The sequence below is a fragment of the Brevibacterium sediminis genome (assembly GCF_013623905.1).
GTDB classification, from domain to species: Bacteria; Actinomycetota; Actinomycetes; order Actinomycetales; family Brevibacteriaceae; genus Brevibacterium; species Brevibacterium sediminis.
Genome location: NZ_JABKDD010000006.1, coordinates 141,613 through 164,077 on the forward strand (window position 1 = coordinate 141,613; position 22,465 = coordinate 164,077).

19 protein-coding genes are annotated in these 22,465 nt (G+C 65.3%); 4 read left to right on the top strand and 15 right to left on the bottom strand.

The window, feature by feature from the left end:
* Positions 1-29 precede the first annotated feature (29 nt).
* The 3 genes from HK108_RS10745 (at position 30) to HK108_RS10755 (ending at position 2,874) form a co-directional block, all read left to right on the top strand.
* A complete protein-coding gene (locus HK108_RS10745) occupies positions 30-935 on the top strand; it encodes a glycine betaine ABC transporter substrate-binding protein (protein WP_181271520.1) in 906 nt (301 codons plus the stop codon).
* A gap of 201 nt (positions 936-1,136) precedes the next feature.
* Positions 1,137-1,661, top strand: a complete 525-nt coding sequence (locus tag HK108_RS10750; RefSeq protein ID WP_181271521.1) for a methylated-DNA--[protein]-cysteine S-methyltransferase — start codon at positions 1,137-1,139, stop codon at positions 1,659-1,661.
* Between the two features lie 310 nt (positions 1,662-1,971).
* The gene (locus HK108_RS10755; protein ID WP_181271522.1) at positions 1,972-2,874 is read left to right on the top strand and encodes a glycine betaine ABC transporter substrate-binding protein; all 903 of its coding nucleotides are present in this window, start codon (positions 1,972-1,974) and stop codon (positions 2,872-2,874) included.
* Positions 2,875-2,942: 68 nt separating this feature from the next.
* Here the strand turns inward: HK108_RS10755 and HK108_RS10760 are convergent, their stop codons facing one another.
* From HK108_RS10760 to HK108_RS10775, 4 genes are all read right to left on the bottom strand, one after another.
* Complete coding sequence (locus HK108_RS10760; protein WP_229664076.1) at positions 2,943-4,253, bottom strand: Dyp-type peroxidase; 1,311 nt, start codon at positions 4,251-4,253, stop codon at positions 2,943-2,945.
* Positions 4,243-4,911, bottom strand: coding sequence for a copper chaperone PCu(A)C (locus HK108_RS10765; protein WP_181271523.1), 669 nt, complete (start codon positions 4,909-4,911; stop codon positions 4,243-4,245). Before HK108_RS10765 ends, HK108_RS10760 begins: the two co-directional genes overlap by 11 nt.
* A gap of 442 nt (positions 4,912-5,353) precedes the next feature.
* Entirely contained in the window at positions 5,354-6,049 is a 696-nt protein-coding gene (locus tag HK108_RS10770) for a hypothetical protein (RefSeq protein WP_181271524.1), read from the bottom strand.
* 67 nt (positions 6,050-6,116) lie between these two features.
* The gene (locus HK108_RS10775) at positions 6,117-6,599 is read right to left on the bottom strand and encodes a cysteine hydrolase family protein (protein ID WP_181271525.1); all 483 of its coding nucleotides are present in this window, start codon (positions 6,597-6,599) and stop codon (positions 6,117-6,119) included.
* Between the two features lie 228 nt (positions 6,600-6,827).
* Here HK108_RS10775 and HK108_RS10780 point away from each other — a divergent pair, with 228 nt between their 5' ends.
* The gene (locus HK108_RS10780; RefSeq protein ID WP_181271527.1) at positions 6,828-8,513 is read left to right on the top strand and encodes an HNH endonuclease signature motif containing protein; all 1,686 of its coding nucleotides are present in this window, start codon (positions 6,828-6,830) and stop codon (positions 8,511-8,513) included.
* 112 nt (positions 8,514-8,625) lie between these two features.
* Here HK108_RS10780 and HK108_RS10785 read toward each other — a convergent pair whose 3' ends face one another.
* The 11 genes from HK108_RS10785 to HK108_RS10835 form a co-directional block, all read right to left on the bottom strand.
* The gene (locus tag HK108_RS10785) at positions 8,626-9,858 is read right to left on the bottom strand and encodes an N-acetylglucosamine-6-phosphate deacetylase (RefSeq protein WP_229664077.1); all 1,233 of its coding nucleotides are present in this window, start codon (positions 9,856-9,858) and stop codon (positions 8,626-8,628) included.
* A gap of 163 nt (positions 9,859-10,021) precedes the next feature.
* Positions 10,022-12,037: a S9 family peptidase gene (locus tag HK108_RS10790; RefSeq protein ID WP_181271531.1), complete on the bottom strand. Its 2,016-nt coding sequence runs from the start codon at positions 12,035-12,037 to the stop codon at positions 10,022-10,024.
* A 248-nt stretch (positions 12,038-12,285) separates the two neighbouring features.
* A complete protein-coding gene (locus HK108_RS10795; RefSeq protein WP_229664078.1) occupies positions 12,286-13,095 on the bottom strand; it encodes a hypothetical protein in 810 nt (269 codons plus the stop codon).
* Entirely contained in the window at positions 13,092-14,720 is a 1,629-nt protein-coding gene (locus HK108_RS10800; protein ID WP_181271532.1) for a sensor histidine kinase, read from the bottom strand. Before HK108_RS10800 ends, HK108_RS10795 begins: the two co-directional genes overlap by 4 nt.
* Complete coding sequence (locus HK108_RS10805) at positions 14,717-15,469, bottom strand: response regulator transcription factor (protein WP_139468984.1); 753 nt, start codon at positions 15,467-15,469, stop codon at positions 14,717-14,719. The genes HK108_RS10800 and HK108_RS10805 overlap by 4 nt, the downstream gene beginning before the upstream one ends.
* Positions 15,459-15,854, bottom strand: a complete 396-nt coding sequence (gene mnhG, locus HK108_RS10810) for a monovalent cation/H(+) antiporter subunit G (RefSeq protein WP_101546653.1) — start codon at positions 15,852-15,854, stop codon at positions 15,459-15,461. The genes HK108_RS10805 and mnhG overlap by 11 nt, the downstream gene beginning before the upstream one ends.
* Positions 15,844-16,389 (bottom strand): MrpF/PhaF family protein, encoded by a 546-nt coding sequence (locus HK108_RS10815; RefSeq protein WP_181271534.1) that lies wholly within the window; start codon positions 16,387-16,389, stop codon positions 15,844-15,846. Before HK108_RS10815 ends, mnhG begins: the two co-directional genes overlap by 11 nt.
* Positions 16,386-17,081, bottom strand: a complete 696-nt coding sequence (locus HK108_RS10820; protein WP_229664079.1) for a Na+/H+ antiporter subunit E — start codon at positions 17,079-17,081, stop codon at positions 16,386-16,388. Before HK108_RS10820 ends, HK108_RS10815 begins: the two co-directional genes overlap by 4 nt.
* The gene (locus HK108_RS10825; protein ID WP_139468982.1) at positions 17,081-18,661 is read right to left on the bottom strand and encodes a Na+/H+ antiporter subunit D; all 1,581 of its coding nucleotides are present in this window, start codon (positions 18,659-18,661) and stop codon (positions 17,081-17,083) included. The genes HK108_RS10820 and HK108_RS10825 overlap by 1 nt, the downstream gene beginning before the upstream one ends.
* A complete protein-coding gene (locus tag HK108_RS10830) occupies positions 18,658-19,293 on the bottom strand; it encodes a Na(+)/H(+) antiporter subunit C (protein ID WP_181271536.1) in 636 nt (211 codons plus the stop codon). The genes HK108_RS10825 and HK108_RS10830 overlap by 4 nt, the downstream gene beginning before the upstream one ends.
* Positions 19,290-22,337 carry a Na+/H+ antiporter subunit A gene (locus tag HK108_RS10835; protein WP_181271595.1) on the bottom strand — a complete coding sequence of 1,016 codons (3,048 nt, stop codon included), beginning with the start codon at positions 22,335-22,337 and terminating at the stop codon, positions 19,290-19,292. The genes HK108_RS10830 and HK108_RS10835 overlap by 4 nt, the downstream gene beginning before the upstream one ends.
* Positions 22,338-22,465: the final 128 nt, after the last annotated feature.

The following is a 22,465-nucleotide window of genomic DNA, read 5'->3' on the forward strand; positions in this document are numbered from 1 at the left end:
AGTCGATCACTAGAGAAAGGGAACACACAATGAAGAGAAGATTCCTCACCCCGATAGTCGCTGCGGTCGCAGCCCTCGGCCTTGCCCTGACCGGTTGCTCACAGGAAGCATCGAAGGACGGTGGCGAAGGCGGCGACAAGGGCGACATCAAACTCGGCTACGTCACCGGCTGGACCGACGGCCAGAGCATCTCGCTCCTGCTCGAAGATCAGTTGGAGAAGATGGGCTACAACGTCGAGACCCAGACCTTCAACGACGCGGCCGTCCTCTACGCCGGTGTCGCCAACGGCGATATCGACATGTATCCGTCCTCGTGGCCCGAGGTCACGCACAAGCAGTACATCGATGAGTACGGTGACGACCTCGAAGACCTCGGCGCCTACTACGACAATGCCGTCCTCACGATCGCCGTCCCGAAGTACATGAAGGACATCAACTCGATCGAGGACCTCAAGGGCAAGGGCAAGGACTTCGGCGGCGAGATCATCGGAATCGAGCCCGGAGCCGGTCTGACGAAGGCCACCAAGGCGATGATTCCCGAATACGGTCTCGACGACGAATACGAGCTCGTCACCTCCTCGACCGCTGCCATGCTCACCGAGCTCGGCAATGCGACCGACGCGGAGAAGGACATCGTCGTCACCCTGTGGCGTCCGTTCTGGGCCAATAACGAGTACCCGGTCAAGGACCTCGAGGACCCGAAGGGTGCGATGGGAGACCCCGAGAAACTCCACTTCACCGCGACCAAGGGCTTCGGCGAAGAGTTCTCCGACGCTGCTGACTACGTCGGGAAGATCAAGATGGATGACAAGCAGTACGGAGACCTCGAGGACCTGGTCGTCAACAAGTACAAGGATGATGGCAAAAAGGCCATCGCCGAGTGGCTGAAGGCCAACCCCGACGCCTACGAAGGTGAGCTGCCGGACGAGAAGTGATCCTGACGCCGCGGCAGCAGCCGCACTGAGGACGACATCGTCGGCTCAGCTGCGGGCTTCCCCATTGCCCGGCGTGCGGTCATGAAATGCTGTGCCCTTCCGACTCGGACGAGTCGGGAGGGCACTGCTTTGTGAGTAGACTCGGCTGAGAATCGCCGTTGACACCGTTTTCGGTGTGCCGGCCCGGACGGAGGACATCCCATGACGACCGATTCGGCAACCGTCGACACTTTCGTCGGCCCCCTCACTGTGACCAGCGACGGCCGGTCCATCGTCCGACTCGAATGGCACATTTCCGCCGAGGCGACCGACGCCGCCGATCCGATCCCCACCGAGACGGCCGCCGCCTCGGATCCGACCCTCGTCGAGGCGGTCGCCCAGTTGCGAGCGTACTTCGACGGCCGCCTCGGCGATTTCGACCTGCCCGTGGACTTCGGTCAGATCTCGGACGTCGCGAGGACCGTTTTGACGACCTTGGCCGAAGAGGTCCCGGCAGGGACCACGGTCACCTACGGACAGCTCGCCGAAGCCAGCGGAACCGGGATTCCGGCGCGTGCCGTCGGCGGAATCATGGGACTCAATCCGATCCCGATCATCGTCCCCTGCCATCGTGTTGTCGCCGGTGACGGACTCGGCGGGTATTCGGGCGGGCTGCCCGGGCACGAGCTCGAGACCAAGCGGCGTCTCCTCGAGTTCGAAGACGCCCTGCCGCAGCCCCTGTTCTGACGCTGCCGAAGCGTTCTTGGCCCGCGTCTGGCTCGCTTCGGTCCCGCACCGGGCTCGTTTTGGTCCCGTTCCGTGCCGGTAGTCTGCCGCATTCAGCTGTCCGCCGGGCGGAGCTCTCCGGACACCGGTCGGGGGCCACGGCAGATCTGGAGGACGCCACTGGAAGTTACGCGAATAATGTGATTACATTGCCGTACCAACTTTTGTGATCACAAATGATCCTGCATTCACATGTTCCTGCTCGGACGATCGGAATTGCCAGAGTCGGCGGTTTCACCGCGCTCGAGCAGCCACCGCGAAGAGGAAACTGATGAAGTCACGCACAATCACCACCGTCGTCGCCGCCTGCGCGGCCCTGGGTCTCGCCCTGACCGGGTGCTCCCAGGAAGCCAGCAAGGACTCCGGCTCCGACGGCGACAAGGGCACAATCAAGATCGGCTACATCTCTTCGTGGTCCGACAGCCGCAGCACCGCGTTCCTGCTCGAGGACCAGCTCGAGAAGCTGGGATACGAGCCCGAGCTGAAGACGATCTCCGAGGCCGCGATCCTCTATGCGGGAGTGGCGAACGGCGACATCGACATCTACCCCTCCGCCTGGCCGGAGAAGACCCACAAGCAGTACATGGATGAGTACGGCGACAAGATCGAGGACATCAGCACCTATTACGACAAGGCGCAGAACACGATCGTCGTGCCCGACTATGTCGACATCGATTCGATGGATGAACTCAAAGACAATGCCGACGAGTTCGACGGCAAGATCGTCGGCATCGAGCCCGGGGCCGGTCTCACCAAGGTGACGAAGGATTCGATGATGCCTGCCTACGACCTCGAGAAGGACTTCGAACTCGTCACCTCCTCGACCCCGGCCATGCTCACCGAGCTGGGCAATGCCATCGAGGCGCAGGACGACATCGTCGTCACCCTGTGGCGTCCGTTCTGGGCGAACAACGCCTACGACGTCAAGGAGCTCAAGGATCCGAAGAACGCCATGGGCGATCCGGAGAAGATGCACTTCCTCGGCACCGAGGGCTTCAGCGACGAGTTCCCTGAGGCGTCGGAGCTCATCAAGGGGATCAAGCTCGACGACAAGACGTACGGAGAGCTCGAGGACCTCATCGTCAACGAATACAAAGAGGGCCAGGAAGGTGACGCCGTCGACCAGTGGGTCAAGGACAATCCGAAGGCCTTCGACTCCGAGATCACCGACTGAGCCGCTGCGCGAACATACGGTGCGGCCGCCGCCCCCGCTTCTGCGGTTCCGGCGGCCGCGCCGCTTTCTCAGCCGTCGAACAATTCCTGCCCGACGTACCCGTCCTCGGTCGCTCCGGGCGGGATCGCCCACACGGTCGACCCGATTGGGGTCGTCCATTCGTTGAGCAGGTCCACCTCGGCGAGGCGGCGCTGGATCGGCAGGAACTGCCGTTCGATATCGGCCTGGAACGACGCGAACAGCAGCCCCGAATCCCCACCCGCACCGGTCTCGTAGTTGAACGTGCGCCGGTGGATCTGCACCTCCGGACCCAGTCCGTCGCGGGCCCGGGCGATATGTGCGACCTGCGAGATCTTCGTCAGTCCGCGCTGATCGACAGCGGTGAAGTCCGGATCGTCGAACTCGTCCTCACCCGACAGCGGTGCCCCGGTGCCCATGGTCCGCCCGACCGCGAACTCCCGTGCCGGTCGGTCGGCCTGATCCCAGGTGTCGAGGTTCATCGCGATATCGCGCAGAACCAGCGTCGTTCCCCCGCGCATCCACACCGGCAGATGCGCACCGAGGTCGGCCGGCGGCTCCCCGCGGGCGGAGAACACCGGGTTCGCGGCCTCGGTGGCCTGCCCCCAGATGATCCGCGCGAAGTCCTCGGATCCGGGTCCCGGATTCGCCGTGCCGTCGAGCTGACCGAAGAGGTTCCGCTGAGTCTTCCCCTCCCCCGCGCTGCCGTAGGCACGTCGGAATCCGTCCCGCTGCCAGGCCACCTCGGCGAACGATCGCGAATCCTTGAACAGCATGCGCCTGGCATGTGCCAAGGTCAGCGGGTCGTCGCCGCAGATCTGCAGGAGCAGGTCGCCCTTGCAGCGGTCCCGATCGAGGCGATCGATCGAGAAGGCCTCCAAGGGCTTCAGCCAATCCGGGACGTGCTCCTTTCCGGCCAGCGACACCAGCTCGGATCCGAACCCGAAGGTCACCGTCAGTCGGGCAGGGTCGACGGCGAGCTCGGATTCGGAGTCGGCCAACGGGGCCTGCCCCTGCGTCAGCGCGGCTGCATCCGCGGTGAGCAGCCGCAGCCAGCGCACCGCCTCGGCGGCCTTGATCCCGGGCCCCAGCGTGAACGCGATGAAGTGCGCGAAGGCCTGCGGCGGGGTCTCGACCCCGGATTGATGAGTGCCGTAGAACGGCTCGGTCTGCGGCCCGTTCGCCCCGTCCAGATCTCGCCGAGGCGGCCCACCGTCGCCGCCGCTCCCGCCCGGAGACCCGGCGCCGCGGCCGAGTGCGAACCCGGCCGTGGCACCGACGACACCTGCGCCGCCGGCCGCGGCCGCCGAGGTCAGGAGACCTCGGCGGCTGAAGCCGGTGCAACCAGGCTCAGTGGTCACCGTGGTCTCCCTGGTCGGAGTTCTCGTGCTCTTCGCTGTCGGCGCCGGTGTGTTTGCCGTCGTCGCCGTGCTTACCATGGTCGCCGTGGTCATCGCTGGAGCCTTCGGCCTCACCGGGAGCGTAGTCTTCCTGGGCTCCGGAGTACTCCTTGGCCACGGCCGTGACCTCGACGGTCTCGTCATCGGCGGTGACGAGATCGAGCTTGATCTGCTCGCCCGGCTTGATCGCCTTCTTCAGTCCCATGATCATGATGTGATCGCCTCCGGGCTCGAAGCGGAGGCTCTCCCCGGCCGGGATGGTGAAGCCGCCCTTCTTCTCCTGCATGGACATTCCGCCCGAGCCGTCGCCTACGGTTTCGTGGAGTTCGACCATCTCCGCGTCCGCGTATTTCGCCTCGACGAGGTTGATGTCGGCGTCGGTGTTGTTCTTCAGCTCCCCGAAGACCGCGGTCATTCCGTCGTCGGCGGCCTTGACCCATGCGCCGTCGAAGCTGAGCGCTTCGGCGTCGACCGCGCTTTCCGATGATTCCGCCGAGGTGGAGCTGCCGCCGTCGGTCTGTGTCGAACCGGTGGCCTTGCTGTCGTCTTGGCCGCAGCCTGCCAGGCCGATGGCGACGGCGATGGGCAGGGCAAGGGCCAGGGTGATGTTCTTTCGCATGATGTCTGCACTTTCGTCATTCAGGTGCTGTCGAGCACATGTCGGCGCGCGCCGCGGTCACCTGTTGGCACAGGCAGTCCCGCGTGTCCCCCACCGTCAGACGACAAGGATCTTCGGTCGCAGTGTCTCTGCTGCCCGAAGCTGCGGGCACTCAGCCGCATCGCGTTCGTATGCCTGTGTGCAGGGAACGCGGCTGACCGGCAGTGCTTTCGTGAGCCTTTGCGCAGGTCACGGTTGCCTGCGCGCAGCTCGTGCGAGTGCAAGTGCGCGGGGCACGTGCTGGCCAGGGTGCGGGGCACGTGTCCTCTGCGCGCAGCGGTGTGCGCGAACGTGTTCGACTGTCACCGAGGGGCGGCCCGCCGCTGTCCAGGCGGTCGCCCGAGGATGGATGGTCACCCGAGAAATCGGGTGCGGGTCGGCGGTGCAACCGCCGATTGGGATGTCAGCCGAACGCGGGCGGGCCGCGGCGGTAGTTCGGGCCGACCACCGCCGATGTGACCGGCTGCGGCACCCGGAACGAAGCGCAGAGCTTGCGGAACGGTTCGTCGGCCAGGACTCCGGCCGCCTCGGCGAGGGCTCGCAGTGCGCCGATCACCGGGCCCAGGGCCAGCTGCAGAATGCTGAGGACGATGTCCTCACCGCGTTTGAGGATCACGGCGGTGACGAGGACGGCGACGACGTGGGCGATGATCATCCCCGCCGAGGTTGCCCCGTGGCTCGCATGTCCGAGCGCGGTTGCGGCAGGACCGAGATCAAGGGAGCCGGAGGCTGGGACGATGTGTCCGGCGTGGGCGTGGAGGACCGCCTCGGCGGAAGTGGATCCGGCACCTGCAGCTCCGGCCTGCCCGCTTCCGGATTGAGCGGTTCCCGCGTGGGCCCCCGCATGAGCGAAGGTGTGTGCAGACCAGCTCATCGTCAGGTGCATGAGCACCTGTCCGAGGCCGAGCAGGCCCGCCAGAGTCAGGTAGCCCAGGCGCCTGCCGGCGACGATCATCGCCGCCCAGAGGACGAGAACGAAGACGACCACAGTGCCCGGAATCGAGACGCCGCCACCGGCACCGAGGTGCATGAGCAGGGCGAGGAGAGTCGTGAAGAGGGCAGCGAAGAGCGCACGTACGGATTTCGTCCATCCGGTCATGGGCCCTCCTCTCAGCTCGCTCCCACATTCTACTCAATGTAGAACAATTTCGGGAAGGCGACTGAGCCTACATCCGCAGCCAGGTATCGGCGGTCTTCTTGACCATGGCACCGGCATCAGCGGCAGCATCCCCCCAGGCGACGAGGTTGCCATCGGGGTCAGTGGTGGAGTCGGAAAGGACGACGACGTCGAAGTTGCACACAAGCCCCGCCATCGCCGAGGCGTAGACGGCTCCGGGGGTGCCCGCCGAGGACGCGTCCACGCCGGCGATGATGATCCGGTCGACGGAGAGGTCATGCAGACCTGCGGCCAGATCGTCGACGCCCTCGAACACATCCGGACTCTCGGATCGGAGCACGAGATCCTCCTCATCGGGGACGAAGATGCTCAGCTCCTCATCGGGAGTGTCAGCGAGGTCGGCCTTCGTCGACGCGAAGATGAGCACACCGCCCACAGCGCGGGTACGGGTGACGATATCGCCGAGGGTCTCCATGGCGTCATCGCTGGGGTAGCTGGCGTCGTCGGTGTCAATGAGGAGCAGGGCATCCATACTCCAATCGTCCCACGACCGACTGACACATTCGAAGCCGGTTCACCTCGGCCACAGCCGACACCACCCCTGACCTGCATGCACACAAGCAATCTTGTGAGCATCCTCGAACTGTGACGAACACTGAATTTGTGTTCGAAACTTTTTCGATCATCTATTGCTTTTCACGCATTATGAGCGTACACTGGATTCCAACAACAACGATGTTGGTGAACGGAATTCATCCCCATGACCCTCACTCCCGAACGCAGCTCCGATCATTCCGATCGGAACGCCGACAACTCCTCGCAGACCAGCGGACACCCGCTGCTGGCCGACGAGGAGTGGGCAGATCTCAGCCGCTTTGCGCCCGAGGTCACCTCTTCGATCACTCAGCTGATGAGCCTCAAAGATGAGCTGCGCTCGTTCGATCGCCCCATGGGACCGGATCAGGCCATCATGCTCGCCGATGGGGTCGAGGCGATCACACGCATCAACGATGCATTGTCGACGCTCGCGCTCTCCGTCTGCGAACGTGTCGGAACACCCAGCGACTTCGGCGCCAAGTCGACGAAGTCGCTCATCGAGAACCGATTCAACCTCACCGGCGCGGAGGCGAATCGCCGCACCGATATGGCCAAGAACCTCGGCGGACGCGTCGACATGGCCGGACAGGCTCTGCCGCCTCTCTACCCTGTCGTCGCAGATGCGCTCCATGCCGGCACGATCTCCGCCGCCCAGGCGTCTGTCATCGAAGACTGCATGCGCAAACTGCCCACGTGGGTCAGTCAGACGGTCCGTACCGACGTCGAGACGCGCTTGGTCGACAACGCACCCAAGGTCCGTCTCAAGGACCTGCGCGAGATCTTCGGCAAGCTCATGGGCTATATCGACCCGGACGGCGCAGAGCCGAATGACTCGGCCGACCGCTCTGCGTACAACATGTCCATGCGCGCCAAGGCCAACGGCGACTGGGAGCTGCGTGGACTGCTCGACCCCGTCACCGGCGGCACTCTCAACGGACTGCTGACCTCACGAATCCAGTCTGCGGGAGAAGCCGACAAGGCCGGTGCTGACAAGACCGGTGCCGACTCGGCGACCGGCGCCTCCGGGATCGCGGCCGCGGGCAATCCCGCCACCGTAACCGCTGCTTCTGAGGAGACGAGCTCGCCGCTGCCAGACAAAGAGCTGCTTGAGATCGTCGACGCGGTGCTCTCCGGTGACCGATATGACGCGAAGCGAGTTCCGGAACCCGATCTCAACGCAGCTCGCACGAGCGGAAATTCGGCTGCCGTCCCCGGCGTCGGCGTTCGTGAGGACGGCGGATTCGTCGACGTCAGCGCCGAACAGCCCTCGGCGCGCGAATGGATCTACGAACGATTCGCCGGCCTCGTCACGACGATCGACAAGCAGCGGACGGCTGCAGGAGCGCCTTATGCTCTCGTCATCAACGCCACCGCCGAAGATCTGGCCAAAGGAACAAGACACGGAACCACGGGCGCCGACAATCCCATTCCCATCAAGGAACTGATGAGAAACGGCCTCAACGGCTCGCTGTTCTTCCACCTCATGAGCGACAGGGCCAAGACGATGCAGGTGGCCACAGAACAGCGCTTCGCCAATCGCAAACAGTTGGCAGTGATCACCGCCCGTGACCGAGGTTGCACCTTCCCCGGCTGTGACGCCCCTCCCGGTTGGTGCGATGCCAACCATGTGTTTCCATGGTCGCTCGGCGGAAAGACGGAGATCAACAATCTCGCGCTGCTCTGCAGCTATCACCACCACCTGCTCGACCGCACCGCCTGGGACACGGTGATGCTCTTCGACGGGCGACCCGCCTACATTCCGCCCGCCGCAAAGGACCCGGCTCGTAAGCCGATCCTCCACGCCCGCTTCATCGCGGACGACATCGTCGACTCCCTGTTCGACAAATAGCCGCCCCAACTTTCAGGGGACAGCTGTGCCCACTTTCCAAGTTCAGCCGTGTTCAACTCGGTTCAGTCCGGTTCAACTCGGTTCGGCTCGATTCAGCCCGGTTCATGCGGGTTCAGTCCCCCAATGAAGAGGCTCGGATGCTCATGTCCTCATCGAGGAGCAGGAGGTCAGCCGGCATTCCGGGAGCCAACAGGCTTCCGGCACCGGCGGCACTGCCCGCCGCCTGCAGAGAATCACCCGGCTCCGGCACTCCGCCCACCGCACGCAATGGAACGAATCCTGCGGACTGCACAGCGTCGAACGGGCTGAGTCCCACCTCGGCGACGGCCCGCTTCACAGCCTCGTCCATCGTCAACGTGGACCCCGCGATGGCGCCCTGAGTGCCATCCGCGGTAACCAGACGAGCCACCGAATCCTTGACCTCGACCGGGAGCGAACCAAGGTGATAGCTCCCATCGTGCAGGCCGGTCGCGGCCATGGCGTCAGTGACGAGAGCGATGCGCCCGGGCACGAGTTCGTGGAGCATACGCGCGACCGGGGCGACGACATGGACGCCGTCATTGATGAGTTCGACGGTGACATGCTCGGCCTCGGCCGCGGCGAGGACCGGCCCCGGAGCACGGTGATGGATTCCGGGCATCGCATTGAACGCGTGGGTGAGGATGCTCGCCCCCGCCTCGAAGGCCTGCACGGCCAGCGCATAATCGGCAGCCGTGTGACCGACGGCCACACGCACCCCTGCCGCAGAGAACCGACCGATCGCATCGAGAGCACCGGGAAGTTCGGGCGCGATGGTGATCTGGCTCAGAGTTCCATCGGCCGCCTCGAGGATTGCTTCGATCGCCTCCGGAGTCGGCGATGTGAGCACTTCGGGCGCATGCGCACCTTTGAAATCCGGGGACAGGAACGGGCCTTCGGCGTGCAGGCCCATGACCATGGCCCGCTCACGGACGAGTCCGGCGCCCGCGCGCAAGGACTCACACAGCCCCTCGATCGTGTCGGAGACGTAGGACAGAGCGAGCCTGCCGGTGCCGTGGGCCCAATGCACGTCGAGGATCGCATCGATCCCCTCGCTCCTGTCCTCGGCGCTCGCACCGCCCGCACCGTGACAGTGGATATCGACGAACGCGGGAGCCACGTATCCGCCGGCGGCGTCGATGACCTCACCTCTCGCCGAGGCGGCCCCGTCCTTCCAGCCGTCCCCGCGGCCCCGTGCCGTGACCGTTCCCTCGGCGACCGCGATCCACGTGTCCGCGGTCCCCTCGGTGAACGTCACCCGATCGCCGTCGAGGATGCACGCATTGTGGATGACCGCCTCGGCGGGGATCTGTTCGGTCTGTGTCATCGGGGTCCTTCCATCGCTCTGCGAACGCCTCATTCAGGGTACGGAATCAGTTGGTGAATTTCCCCACTGCGGAGTGCGGACGAGCGAGCTGCCGCCCCGGCGCGGGGCGCGGACGAACCGGTTGCCGCGCCCACCTCAGGAAACCGACGAACCGACTGCCGGCTCACCCCAGTGTGCGAACTCGGTTCGCGTCGATGCCGAGCACATGCGTATCGAGGAACGCGAGCACGGTGCGGTACCAGACCTCGGCGTTCCCGCGGCCGAGGATCCAATGCCCCTCGTCGGGGAAGTAGAGGAACCGATGCTGAGTGTCGCCATCGGCGTCGAGGGGAGTCTTCGCCCGAGTGAGCAGATCCAGCCACAGCTCCTGACCCTGACCGATCGGTACCCGGTAGTCCTTGTCGCCATGGATGACGAGCATCGGCACCTCGATGTCATCGGCGAACAGGTGCGGCGAATACTGAGTCGACTGTTCCCGCATCGCCTGATCCCACGACGAATTGTCCGTCGTCCGCCCCATCGACGTGGTGTTCCACAGAGAGGCGTGGGTGACGATGCACTTGAACGCACTGCCGGTATGCCCGGCCACCCAATTGGCCATGTATCCGCCGTAGGACCCGCCGGCCAGGACGACACGTTCGAAATCGATGTCCGCCCTCTCCCCTGCGGCCTCGGTCAGCGCCATGATGTCGGTGAAAGGAGTGCCGCCGAGCTGCTGCTGACCGCGATCGATCATCGCCTGCCCGTAGCCGGTGGAGATCGCCGGGTCCGGCAGCAGCACCGCATAGCCGGCAGCCGCGAAGGGACCCGGATTCCACCGGTAAGTCCACGCATTCCACGACCCCCACGGTCCGCCGTGGGCGAAGACGACGAGCGGATGCGGCCCCTCCCCTTCCGGAAGCACCAGCCACGCACGGATCGGCGTGCCGTCCTCGGCACGAACCTCGACCTCGGTGAGGGTGCCTTCCTCGTCGAGCACCGTCGCGGGGTTCGCGAGCTCGCTGATGACCCCGGTGCGGAGGTCGACGGAGATCGGCAGCGGCGCGACATCGATCGCCGGGGCGGTCGCCACGACCGTGTCCTCGCGCAGGGCCAGCCCCGAGAACGAATACTTCTGATCGGCGCCCCCGACGAGCCGCCGAGGCTGAGCATCATTGATGTCACCGATGAAGATGCTGCCGCGACCGTGATCATCCGCGGTGGCCACGATGGTCGAATCGTCTGCCCAGATCGGGGAGAACCAGAAATCACCATCCGGCCACACAGGATTCAGTTCCGCGGTCTCGAGATCGAGGACCATGAGTTCGGCCGCGAGATTGGTCTGCGGAGTCCAGTTCTGTACGCGAGTGACCAGTGCTTTCGTCCCGTCCGGGCTGATCGCCTCGATGTCGAAGCTGTGATCGGCAGCCGGTTTCGTCAGACGATGCAGTTCGGGTTCCCCGTCGAGGTCCACGCGCCAGATCTCACTGGCCTCGAGCTGTCCGGGGATCGGCTTCTCGAGCTGGACGAGGGCGAAGCGCGCCCCATCGTCGACGGCCCAATCGACAAGTCGCCCAGACGGCAGGGACAGGTACCGGAAGTCCAAGCCCGCCGGGGCACTCAGCTCGTCACTGACTTCGGGGAAGTCGGCGGCCGCCTCGTCGAGGGTGGCCACAGCCAGGGTCTGCCGTCCCGGCCCCAGATCATGATCCCAGCGACGGACGGGGAAACCGGTGTGGAGGATTCCGCTGACCTTCGCGTCGCTGCGCTCGGAGCTGAATTCCTGATGCTCGTTCTCGTCGGCGGCCCACGTATGGACGGGGAACTCGACGATGATGGTCTCGCCCTTGACCTCGATGCGGGAGAATCCGCCCTCATGATCGGCAAGCTTGCGAGCCTCACCGTTGTCCGGCAGAGCCCACAGGCTCGGAGACTCGGCATCCTTGCCGTCCTCGCCCTTGCGTTTTGAGGCGAAGACGATCGTGCCGTTCTCGCTCAGCGCGGCCGGTCCCACAGACTGGTCACCGCGAGTGATGCGTCGGGGCGTCTCCCCGCTGATATCGGCGAGGTGGCTGAGGGAGGAATTCCCCTCGGAATTGAGAAACGAGTACTGGGCGATGACGCGGCCGCTCTGATTCGTCAAGAGGCCTTGCAGGCGGCGGGCGTCGAGGAGTCGGGTCACTGCGTCGTGGGTCGTCATCTTCCCATCCTAGATCCCCGCGCAGATTCCGGGGTGAAATCCAGAGAAACCCCAGATCGCCGAGGCGGCTGAACGGATCCCAAGGGCGTATCCGCCGAGGCTGCCGGACCGATCCTCAGGGCGTGATCCCCGAGGCGGCCGGACGGATCTCAGGGCGTGATCGCCGAAGCTGACGACCGGGATCGCGGGCGCGTGACCTTCGCATCGCGAGTGCCCGACCGCCGCGTCGTTCGAAACCTCCTAAGTCGTCAGTGGAAGCTCGGTGACGGGACTTTCTCACCATCGATCGTCACCGTCGGAAGCATCTTCTTGAAGTCCTCCGCCACTTCGGTGTTCGTCTTCGGTGTGCGCATCTCGATGGACAGATTCACCAGGCGCCCGTTGATCTTATACCCCGTCTGCACCCCGAAGGCATAAGTCGGTTCGTTGTTGATAGCGAGGATCTCGGTCGGACCGAGTTCACCCTGATAGCTCCAGAACTCGCCCGCGGCCAGAGACCCTGTCTGCTCGGCCAACACCTGTGAGTCCTGTTCGGAGAAGTTGTACCGCCTCTTCTGATCAACGACTTCCTGAGCACTGTCACCGTATTCGTCAGTGCAGTTGACGAGGATGGTATCGCCGCGAGTGGTGTCTTCGCCATGGTTGAATACATGGAACTGCTCGGTGCTCCCGGTGCTGTCTCTCCAGTCATCACCGATTGCGAAGGTGAGTTCGACCGGGCAGCTGCTGCCGAACGTCACTGAAGTCTTCGTCATCCCCTCGGGGATGCCGGCTTCGGTGGGCTTGCCCGTAGGCTCGGGACCGGCGGTCTCCTCCACGCCGATCCGCACCGGCCCTGCGGACTTGTCTTCCGTGCGGATCTGGAGGACCGAGCATCCGCTGAGGAGGACGGTCAGTGCGAGTGTGCCGGCGGCCGCGGCTCGTCGCGCCGAGGCGGGTCTGCCCGCGTCGGGACTCCCCGCGGCACGACTCCCCAAAACGGGTCTCTTCGCTGCGAAGATCCCCACGGATGAGGTATCCGATGCCTTGCGCCCAGTCACTGGTGTCGCTGGTGTCACTGCTGGTCACCTCGGCGGCGACAGTCTGGGTACCCCGCTTCCGGGCCGTTCTGATTCGGCTGAGCCGGCCCGTACCCGTGCTGAGGCATTTGCGGACCTGATCCGGACTGGCTTCCGACAGGTGGTTGTCCGGTGGACTGGGGGCCGCCGGCGGGCTGACTGCCTGCAGGCGGCTGACCGTTGTACGGAGCACCGGGCCGGCTGCCGACGGGCTGCTGGCCGAAGTTCTGGGGTCCCGAATTGGGCTGACTTCCCGCGTAGGGCTGGCCGAAGTTCTGCGGACCGGAATTGGGCTGACTGCCCACAGGTGGCTGCCCGAAGCTCTGCTGACCCGAGTGCGGCTGACTTCCGACCGAAGGCTGTCCGGGCTGTTGCGGGCCGGATCTCTGAGGACCCGAGTTCGGCTGGCTGCCGGCAGGCGGCTGCCCATAGCCCGGGTTCTGTCCGCCGGCGTTCGAGGCCTGACGCGGCGGTTTGAACTGCGAATGCTGACCGGAATCCGGCGGGAACCCACCGGAGACGGATTCGCCCGTCCGACGATTGACCAGGTTCCCGTCGACCCTCTCGAGACGACGCTTCGACGTCCGCCGCGGAGTGCCGAGGATCCGTCCCTGCAGTTCGGCCTCATTGGGCTGACGCGGAGGCAGGAATCCGGGCGCCTGCCGCGAATCCGCCTGCTGCACCGGCTGCACCGCATGCGAACCGGCAGCGACCCGATCCATATGATCCGACATCTGCGGAACGGTCACGGGCGCGGCATCGGCAAGGACGGGGAGGACCATACGCACCGAGGTGCCCACACCCTCCTGGCTGAAGAGCTGCACGGATCCGCCGTGCCGAGTGACGATGGCGCGCACGAGCGAGAGTCCCATGCCCGAACCGGCGACCGCGCGTACACGTGAACCGCGAGAGAGCTCGTCCCAGACGTTCTCCTGTTCGGCCAGCGGGATGCCGCTGCCCGTATCCGCGACCTCGACGACGACCCAGCGGTGCCCGTCGATGATCTGCTCATTGGCACGCAGCTCGACGACTTCGGCCTGCGACGAGTATTTGAGGGCATTGCCCAGCAGGTTGAGGATCGCGGTGAGCAGCAGATCCTCTTCACCGGCGACATCGGGCAGCCGCCACGGAGCACGGGCGACAGTCGCCACGATCATCCGGTCCTCGGCTCCCGGCGCCGTCGATGCATCTTCGACGGCCTGATGGATGAGCGCATCGAGATCGACGCGGGCGTATTCGATGATGCGGGTCTCGACGTCGGCGAGCTTGCGCAGATCGGCCAGCAGTCGGGCGACCCGGCGCGAGGACACGTCGACCTGCTTGGCGGCCGGCTCAACCTCGCTCAGCGTGCCGCCGTCGCGGACGACCTCCCGGATGCTCGCCGCCGAGGTGCGCAGCGCCGTCAGCGGATTCTTGAGCTCATGATCGAGTCGGATGAGCATCCGATTGCGCTTCGTCATCGAATCCTCGGCCGCGGCCGCCTCGATGGATTCCCGCAGCGCGGCCTCACGCCTCTGCAGATACCGCCAGCCGAACCAGGCACCGACGGCGAGACCGCCGAGCACGATGACGAGCAGCAGCAGGAACAGCCAGACCTGGATCTCGAAGACAAGGAAGTTCGTCATAGACGGCTCTGTCCGTCCTCGCCGCGGACCTCACCGACGAAACGATAGCCGCGCCCCTGCACGGTGGCGATCCACCGCGGTTCTGCGGCGTCCTCGCCGAGCACACGACGCAGCTCGGCGACCCGGGAGTCCACGGCACGGGTGCCCACGGCCTCTTCGAATCCCCACAGCACTTCGAGCAGGCGGGAGCGTTCGATGAGCTCGTCCTTGTGCACCATGAGGTACTCGAGCAGGGTGAAGCCCTTCGGGGTGATGACGAGTTCACGCTGCCCCAACCACGCCCGGCGTCCGACACGGTCGACGCGCAGGCCGAAGCTGGACACGAGCACCGGTGCCGTGGCCAAGGGCGGACCGTCATTGCGGGTCCTGCGCAGCACGGCACGGATGCGCGCGACGAGCTCGTGCGGATCGAAGGGTTTGTTGAGGTAGTCGTCCGCGCCCTCTTCGAGCGCCATCGCCCGCTCGACGCCCTCGCCGACCTGGGTCAGCAGCAGCACCGGAACCCAGTTCTCCTCTTGGCGCAGGCGGCGCAGCACCTGCCGGCCGTCTGCTCCGGGCATGAGCACATCGAGGACGCACACATCGGGTTTGTGACGATGGATCTCGTCGAGAGCGAGCAGTCCGTCACTGGCCGGAAGCACCCGGAAACCGGAGCGCTCGAGGAACGGTACGACCGCCCCGAGGACGTCGGGCTCATCATCGGCGACTAAGACGAGTGGTTGGGGCTCGGTGTGATTGTCAGCCGTCATGGTGGTCTGTTCCGGTTCCTCTCTGGCGTTCCCAGGCGATCTCTCGGGCCTCGGCACGGTCGACCGCCTCGGCGAGTTCATCTCGGTACAGCATAGATCGACGCAGGTGCTTGGTGCGATAGCCGGCGCGGCCGACCATATGGGTGGCGACGGGAATCGTCACGAGCTGGAAGGAGATGATGATCGCCAGAGTCGTCACCGTCGCCCAAGTCGGGAACTGGATCGCGATCGCCACGGCAACGAGCACCAGGCCCAGCACCTGGGGTTTCGCGCTCGCGTGCATTCGCGAGAGAAGGTCGCCGAAGCGGACGAGACCGACCGCGGCGGCCAGGGACAGGACCGCGCCGAGGAAGATGAGCACGGCCGAGATGATGTCAAGAACCACGATTGCTCTCCTGCCCGTCGCCATCCGACACGTGCTCGGCGTCATCGGGTCCCGGGTCGGGTCCGGTGCCCTCGCCCTCTCCGCCGCTGTCGGCGTGGGCGTCGTAGGTGGGATCCGCGACCTCGGTGACGTCATCGCCGGGTCGAGCCCGGGGCACAGAGGTCGATCCGGGCCCGGCGCCCTGCTCGTCCGCATCACGGGGCATGTGCCAGTCAGAGGCACTGAACTCGGACAGGGCCCCCGCCTCGGCACCGGGAGTCATCGAATCGGACTTCGATACATACCGCGACACGCTCACCGAACCGACGAAGCCGAGCATCGCGAGCACGATGAGCACGGGCAGCAGATCCGTCCGGTCGGACAGAGCCATATACCCGCCGAGGCCGCACATGATCGCCGCCAGCACGACGTCGGTGCCGATCATGCGGTCGAGGATCGACGGACCGCGGACGATCCGGAAGAGCGCAATGACCACCGAGGCGGCCAACAGCACCGAACCGGCGACGACGAGGGAGTGGAGGACGATCTCACTCATGAGCGGCCCCCTTCGGCTTCGGCCAGCGGATCCGGTCTGGTCCGCAGGGCGGCGAGATCACGGTGCGAACCGAGAGTGCGGATGAGCAGCTCTTCGATGTAGTAGACCTGCGCTTTCGCCTTGCGCACCTTCTCCTCGGAATCGCAGTCGAGGAAGTGCAGGTAGAGCATGCCCATGGCGCGATCGCTGTCGATGATGATCGACCCGGGGATGAGGCTGGCGGTATCGGCGATGAGGGTGAGCACGAGGTCCGAGCTCGTGCGCAGATCGCAGGCGACGACGGACCCGGCGCCGACCGCTTTGCGACGGAACGCATACCAGGCGACTTCGATGGAGGCGTGGAGAACCGAATAGAGGAACCACAGACCGAACACCAACGCATGCCAGACGTTGAACCGTCCGGAGAGCACAACGGGCGGGAGGTAGAAGACGCGCGTGATGACGAAGGCCAGCACGATTCCGGTGACCACGGTGACCACAGTGATCGAATCCCACAGCATCAGCCACAGCAGAACCAGCGAGACCAGCAACACGAGCTGCTGGATGAATCCGCGGCCCCGGCTCATCCGCGCCCGGTTCGCCGGCACCCGGTCCTGACCCATCGCCCGGTCCTGTGCCGCTGCCCGGTCCCGGCCGCGGACTCGGTCCTGGCCGTCAGCTCGGGTCTGTCCCTGGTCTCGGTCGGGGCTCATCACTCATCACCTCCGAGCACGTTCGTGACGTAGTCGATCGGCGTCGAGAGGTTCTCGGCCGCCCGGTTCGACATGTCCCACAGAGGTTCGGCTGCGACGGTGAGAACGATGGAGGCGATCACCACCACCGAGGTGGCCGCCACCATGGCGGGGGGAACGCCGATCTGAGATTTCCACTTCTTCCCCGCCAGCAGCGTCTTCTTCCGCTCCGTGAACTCCTCGACGAGGTCCTCGTTCGGCTCCTCCGCATCGGCCGGATCACGCCAGAATGCGAGGTTGAAGGTACGTCCGATGACGTAGAGAGTGAGCAGACTCGTCACGGTGCCGGCGACGATGAGGACGGTCGGCAGCCACGCGTGGTCGTCGAAGCCGGCGAGGAAGAGTGCGACCTTGCCGATGAACCCGGAGAACGGCGGAATGCCGGAGAGGTTGAGAGCCGGGATGAAGAAGATGATCGTGATCACCGGCGAGAGCACCATGAGACCGCCGAGCGACCTCGTGGAGGTGGACCCGCCGCGCATTTCGACGAGGCCGATGGCCAGGAACAGCGCGGTCTGGACGATGATGTGGTGAACCGTGTAGTAGATCGCCGCAGACAGGCCGACACTCGTGCCCAGCGCCACGCCGAAGAGCATATAGCCGATATGGGAGACCAGGGTGAAGGACACGATCCTCTTGATCTCCGACTGTGCGATGGCGCCGAAGATGCCCACGAGCATCGTCAGCCCGGCCGCGATGAGCAGCGGCACCCGCAGGGAGGATTCGGCGAACAGCAGGGTCTCCGTGCGGATGATCGCATAGATGCCGACCTTCGTCAGCAGTCCTGCGAAGACCGCTGTCACCGGGGCCGGTGCCGTCGGATAGGAGTCGGGCAGCCAGAAGGACAGTGGGAAGATCGCGGCCTTGATGCCGAAGCCCAGCAGCAGGAGGACGTGGAGGATCATCTGCACATCGGCCGGCAGGTCCGAGATCCTCTCGGACAGCTGCGCCATGTTCACTGTGCCGCACGCGGCGTAGATGACACCGATGGCGGCGAGGAAGATCACCGAGGACACAAGCGAGATGATCACATAGGTGACTCCCGCCCGGATCCGCTCCGCCGTGGCACCGAGGGTGAGCAGCACATAGGAGGCGACGAGGAACATCTCGAAGCCGACGTAGAGATTGAACAGGTCCCCGGCGAGGAACGAGTTCGCAATGCCCGCGCACAGCACCAGATAACTGGGGTTGAACACCGAGATCGGAGTCTCGTTCGAATCGTCGTTGGCGTCCTGACTCAGGGCGTAGACGAGCACGCACAGTGTGACCAGTGCAGACACGATGAGCATGAGAGCTGACAGCCGGTCGGCGACGAGCACGATGCCCGCAGGAGGCTGCCACCCGCCGATTGCCACGACCTGCGGCCCATGCGCATCGACTCCGAAGAGGATCATCGTGGCGATGACCATGACCGCGACCAGGATCGCGATCGACACGATGTTCTGCGCCCGCGTGTGCTTCGACAGGATGAGCGCGATTCCGGCGCCGATGAGCGGCAGCAGTACCGGCAGGGGAACGAGCACGGGCAGAAGATCGATCATGCGTCGTCTCCCTGCTGTTTCGCATCTTTGGCCTCTTCGGTGACCTCGGCCTCCTCGGCGCCGTGCGCTTGCGTCTGCGAGTCCGCGGCCTCCTCGGCGATGGCATCGGCCTCGGCCGGTGTCGACGCGTCCTCGATGTCGTCGGCGAGGTCCTCCCTCTCTGCGGGCGTGCCGTCGTCGTCGAGGTCGATGGCACCGGTGATCGGGGACTCCGCTTCGTCACCGAACTCGGTGTCGTCGTAGTCGGTGCTCGCCTCCGCCTCGGAGTCGATGAGCTTCGTGATCGCCACCTGGAGGTCGGTGTCGTCGTCCTGCAGCGAATCGGCGCGCATGAGCCTCCAAGAGCGGTAGATCATCGCCAGCAGGAACGCCGTCACGGAGAAGGTGATGACGATGGCTGTGAGGACGAGGGCATGCGGCAGCGGATCGGACATGCCTTCGGTCGACAGGTTCTCTCCGTCGGTCAGGGGTGGGGAACCGCGGCCGGCGGTGAGGATGATGAGCAGGTTCGCTCCGTTGCCGAGCAGGATGAAGCCGAGCAGAACGCGGGTCAGGGAGCGTTCGAGCATGAGGTAGATGCCGGCGGCGAAGAGGACGCCCATGGCCAGGACCATGGTGAAGGGGACGCTCATAGGCGGCCACCTTCCGCACCGTTGTCGACGTCGAGTTCGTTGACGCGGTCGATGATCTCGGACACGGCCCGGTGTTCGGCTGTGGCGCCCATGTCCTCGGAGAAGTTCACATTGTCGTGGATGCGGTTGGTCAGCATCGCCTCGTCGCGCTCCTGGTGCAGATCGACCTCGGCTCCCAGCGAGCGGAGGATGTCGAGCATGAGGCCGACGACGATGAGGTAGACGCCGATGTCGAAGAACGTCGACGTACCGAAGGACAGGTGGCCCAGCACCGGCAGATCACCCTCGATGTAGACGGACTCGAAGACCGTCCCACCCCAGATCCACCCGCCGATGACGGTGAGGATCGCGGTGACCAGACCGGTGCCCAGCATTCCCGAGGGGGTGAAGGGGGCCGCTTCGGCGAGTTCGTACTTGCCTCCGGCAAGATAGCGCACGACGAGCGCGAGCCCGGCGACGAGGCCGCCGGCGAATCCGCCGCCCGGATCGTTGTGGCCGGCGAAGAGCAGGTAGACGGAGAAGACGATGACGGCGTGGAAGATCAGGCGGGCAGTGACCTCGAGGATGATCGACCGATTGCGCGGAGCCAGGGTCCGTCCGGCGATGAGCCAGGACGCACGCTTCTGCGACAGCCCTTCCACGCGGCCGGCGTGGTGGAGGTCGACGACGTCCTCGGCCACGGGTTGGAAGCGGATGCGACCGGCCGCCTCGGTGCCGTCTTTCTTTCGTTCGAACCGATGCAGGTGTCCTTCGCGACCACGGACGAAGATGAGGCCTGCGATACCGGTTCCGGCGGCCACGAGCACCGAGATCTCGCCCATCGTGTCCCACGCGCGGATATCGACGAGGGTGACATTGACGATGTTCTTGCCGTGACCGAGCTCGTAGGCGAGCTGACCGAAGTCGATGGAGATCGGATCGGCCATGCGCACACCGGAGGCGATGAGGACCACTAGCATCATGGTGATGCCCACGGCACCGCCGATGATCGCCCGCCAGGCGGGGGTGAGTCGACCGGTCGACTCGCCGATGCGCGCTGGCAGCCGGCGGAGGACGAGGACGAACACGACGATCGTGATGGTCTCGACGAGCACCTGGGTCAGGGCCAAGTCGGGAGCGCCGACGAAAGCGAAGTAGGCGACCATGGCGTAGCCGGAGATGCCGGTGACGACGACGGCGGTGAACCGCTTCTTGGCTCGGGTGGCACCGATCGCGACGATGACGAGCACGGCCGCGACGATGAGGTCCAGCGGGGTGTCCCAGAGCCGGAACGTGATGTTCCACGTGTCGTTGGAGATGATCGCCAGTCCCAGTCCGGCGACGAGGACGAGGTAGACCACGCCTTGGTAGAACGGCAGCGAACCGCGCTGGGTGCGGGCGGTGACCCACAGCGCCAGGGCCTCCATCCAGCCGATGAGCATTCGGTAGAGCTCATGGAAGTCCAGTCCCGACGGCAGCGTCGCCTGGACCTTCGCGAAGGGACGGCGGTAGATGAACAGAGCGAGGCCTGCGGCGACGGTGACGGCGGTGAAGGCGAGCGCCGGTTCGAATCCGTGCCACAGCGCGAGGTGGTAGTGCCCATCGCCTTCGGCCACTGCCGGCAGCCCGGAGGTCCACGCGGAGAAGTAGCCGTCGAGCAGGCCGACTCCCGGGCCGAGCGCCAGAGTCAGGGCGGTGAGGATGAGCGGGGAGACGACGAGGGTGAGCTTCTCGTCACGGCGGGCGATGTCGTCGACGCCCGGCTTCGAGGAGAACGCGCCCCAGACGAAACGGGCCGAGTAGGCGACGGTGAGAATCGAGCCGATCATAATGCCGATGAAGGCGATGACCGAGGCCTTGTCCGGCGAGGACAGAAGGGTCGAGTACGCGGCTTCCTTCGCCGCGAAGCCGAGCAGAGGGGGCAGTCCGGCCATCGAGGCGGCAGCGATCGTCGCGCACACGGCGACAACGGGGAAGGCCTTCCAGCCGCCGGAGAGCTTCGTCAGGTCACGGGTGCCGGCACGGTGGTCGATGATTCCGACGCACAGGAACAGACACGACTTGAAAAGGGCGTGGGCGATGAGCAGACCCAACGCCGCCTTCGTGATGTCCGGAGTGCCGAACGAGGCCATGGTGGTGAGGAATCCGAGCTGCGAGACCGTACCGAAGGCCAGCAGAAGTTTGAGGTCGGTCTGCTTCAGCGCCTGCCAACCGCCGATGAACATCGTCAGCAGACCCAGGGTGAGCAGCACCTCGGACCAGCCGGGGATGTTGTTGTAGCCCGGCGCCAGGCGCAGGACGAGGTAGATTCCCGCCTTGACCATGGCCGCGGCGTGCAGATAGGCGCTCACCGGAGTGGGTGCGGCCATGGCGCCGGGCAGCCAGAAGTGGAACGGCATGAGCGCGGACTTCGAGATCGCGCCGACGAGGATGAGGATGACGGCGGAGATGATGATTCCGCCGGTGTCCATGCCCGACTGGGCTCGATCGACCAGGGTCGAGATCTGCCCGGTGCCGGTGGCGGTGATGAGCAGGATCATGCCCACGAGCATGGCCAGCCCGCCTGCGGTGGTGACGATGAGGGCCTGCAGTGCCGCCTGCCTGGAACGGCGGCGGGACTGGCTGTGCCCGATGAGCAGGTAGGAGAAGACGGTGGTGCCTTCCCAGAACAGGTAGAGCATGAGCAGTTCGTCGGCGATGACGAGCCCGTACATCATTCCGGCGAAGGCCATGAAGATTCCCGCGAACCGGGCCAGTCCCGGCTCGTCGGGCGGGAAGTAGCGTGCACAGTAGACGAAGACGAGGGCTCCGACCCCGGTCACCAGCAGCGTCATGATCCAGGAGAGCACGTCGAGGCGGAAGATTCCGGCGAGACCGAGCTCGGGCAGCCAGTCGAGATTCTCCACGACCGGTTGGGCGGCGGGGCCGAAGATCTCTGGGATCGTCGACAGGCTCCACAGCAGTCCCGCGAAGGGGACGAGAGCGAGGAAGAAGAAGGCGTTGCGACCGAGCAGGCGAACCAGAGGGTAGGCGATGACAGATGCCCCGAAGAAGGCCCCTGTCATGACTATCACCGGCGGCCACCTCCGTCATATGCCTGTTTGTGAGAAAGGTTCGTCATGTCATTTTCGCACGAACAGGTGTCGTTTCCCCAATTGCTGGGTGTGAGCTGAGACAGGCTCTGCCCCGACAC